Source organism: Streptomyces nanshensis, from assembly GCF_001751255.1.
Lineage (GTDB): Bacteria > Actinomycetota > Actinomycetes > Streptomycetales > Streptomycetaceae > Streptomyces > Streptomyces nanshensis_A.
Genome location: NZ_LJGW01000567.1, coordinates 1 through 1,742, shown reverse-complemented (window position 1 = coordinate 1,742; position 1,742 = coordinate 1). Strand labels below are relative to the sequence as shown.

The following is a 1,742-nucleotide window of genomic DNA, read 5'->3' as shown; positions in this document are numbered from 1 at the left end:
TGGTGCGCGCCGCGTCCGCCTCGGCCGCCGCCCGTACGTCCGCGGCCTCCGACTCGGCGAGGGTCAGCAGCTTCCCGGCGTGGGCGCCGAGGGACTCGTACGCGGGCGGCGGCAGCGTCGCGGCCAGCGCCCGCAACCGCTCGGTCTCGGCGGTGAGTTCGCCCTGCTCGGCGACGAGCCGGGCGAGGCGCGCGCGGGCCTCCTCCTGCTCCCCGAACAGGCCGTCCAGCGCCTCGTCGACCTGCTCGGGCCGGTAGCCACGGCCCCGTACAACGGTGAACCCGTGCGGCGACGCACCCATTTCGAGCCCCTTACCTCGGCAACACACTCGTCGGCGGAGGCACATCCTTCTTTATCCGAGCGAAGCGCCCCTAACGCGACACTCCCTACGAGTGCGCCACGAACGGGGCGTCACACCACCGGGGTTGGGCACGGCGGGTGCGTCTGCGCAGGACGGACGCGCGGCACCTGCGGCGATGCGCACACGGCGACGGCCCGCCGCCCGTCACCTCCCGGACGGGACAGACCATCCGAGAGGGTGACGGCGCGACGGGCCGTGAGAAGAGCCGGAAAGGGTGGAGGACCGGGGCCGGAACCGGAACCGGAGCGGGTGCCGGGATGCGGACGGGGCTAGAAGAGCCCGTCCCACATCTGTTCCAGCAGCACCGCCCACCAGTTCTCCGGCGAGGAGAACGCGGCCGGGTCCAGCGCGGCGAGCTGGGCCTGGAAGTCGACCGTCCAGCGCCCCGCCTGCTCCTGCGTCAGCCCGTACCGCAGCGGCCACATCCGCCCGAGCAGCGCGAGCGTCCGTACGAACTCCGGCAGCCCGGTGCTCACGAACTGCGGCTGCGCGGGCTGCCCTTCGGGCCCGCCCTCCAGCGGTACGGCCACGATGTGCGCCGTGCCGTACTGCACGCAGAGCTGCCGGCCGAAGTCGTTGCCCATCACCAGATACGAGCCCGCGTCCGCGGCGGGCTGCACCCCGCGCTCCTGGGCGAGTTCGGCGAGGGTCGGCACGGGCCGGCCCGGCTGGGCCTGCGCCCAGAAGAACGGGTTGACGTCCATCGGCAGGCCCGCCCGTACCAGCGTCTGCCCGACGATGTCGGGCACGCCCTGACGCGAGACGGCGTGCTGGTCGAAGCGGAAGACGGCCTGCGGCCCGAACGCCTGCGCAAGCTCCTGCCCCAGCACGTCCGGCGGCACCGGCGGCACGGGCGGGATCTGGTGCTGCGGCGGCAGCGGCACCCGGCACGGCGCGGGACGCGCGGGCCCGTCCGCGACCTGGTGCAACTCGCCCTGGTGCTCCAGGAGATGGCGCATGCCCTGCTGACGGGTCGCGTGGTCACGGCCGTACGGGGCGGTGTGTGTGACCCGTACCTGCGGCCATGTCTCACGGATCATGCGGGCGCAGTAGCCGCCGGGCAGCTCGCAGGACTCCAACTCCGTGTGCAGCTCCACGACTTGCTGCGGCGGGACGTTCATGCCGCGCAGCTCGTGCAGGATCTGCCACTCGGGGTGCGGGGTGCCGGGCGCGGAGCGCCGGATGAGCTGCTGCTCCGAGCCGTCCGGGGCGCGGTAGCGCAGCACCGCCATATAGCCGGGGCCGACGGTGGGCAGGCCCGTGGGCTGCTGCGGTTGCTGCTGCTGTTGCGGATAGCCGTACGCGGGCGGGGGCGCCGCGGCCGGCGGCTGACCGGCGGGCGGGCCCTGCTGCGGGAAGCCGTACGCCTGCGGGCCGCCGG

The 1,742-nt window shown here is 74.2% G+C and carries 2 protein-coding genes; both read right to left on the bottom strand.

Features of this window, described 5'->3' with window-relative positions:
• The coding region (locus AN218_RS29780; RefSeq protein WP_141747751.1) for a DivIVA domain-containing protein at positions 1-301 on the bottom strand (301 nt) is incomplete at its 3' end.
• Positions 302-630: 329 nt separating this feature from the next.
• Positions 631-1,742: SUKH-4 family immunity protein (locus tag AN218_RS29775; protein WP_171908849.1), on the bottom strand; the 1,112-nt coding region annotated here is incomplete at its 5' end.